The organism is Bradyrhizobium sp. Leo78 (genome assembly GCF_059512425.1).
Window position 1 is genome coordinate 1 of sequence record NZ_JCAMOT010000319.1, and the last position, 344, is coordinate 344.

Below are 344 nucleotides of genomic sequence, written 5' to 3' on the forward strand. Positions count from 1 at the left end.
TCGCCTCCGGCGTGATCCCGCAGATCTCCGTCATCATGGGCCCGTGCGCCGGCGGCGACGTCTATTCGCCGGCGATGACCGACTTCATCTTCATGGTGAAGAACACCAGCTACATGTTCGTGACCGGCCCCGACGTGGTGAAGACCGTGACCAACGAGGTGGTGACCGCCGAGGAACTCGGCGGCGCCTCGGTGCACGCCACGCGCTCCTCGATCGCCGACGGCGCGTTCGAGAACGACGTCGACGCGCTATTGCAGATGCGCCGGCTGATCGACTTCCTGCCGTCGAACAACACCGACGGCGTGCCGGAGTGGCCAAGCTTCGACGATATCGGCCGGGTCGAC

Annotated in this window: 1 protein-coding gene; it reads left to right on the top strand. The window is 65.7% G+C overall.

Features of this window, described 5'->3' with window-relative positions; all coding sequences use genetic code 11:
- Positions 1-344, top strand: a 344-nt coding sequence (locus AC5ZG1_RS44885) for a carboxyl transferase domain-containing protein (RefSeq protein WP_496136636.1), incomplete at both ends; no start/stop codon positions are given.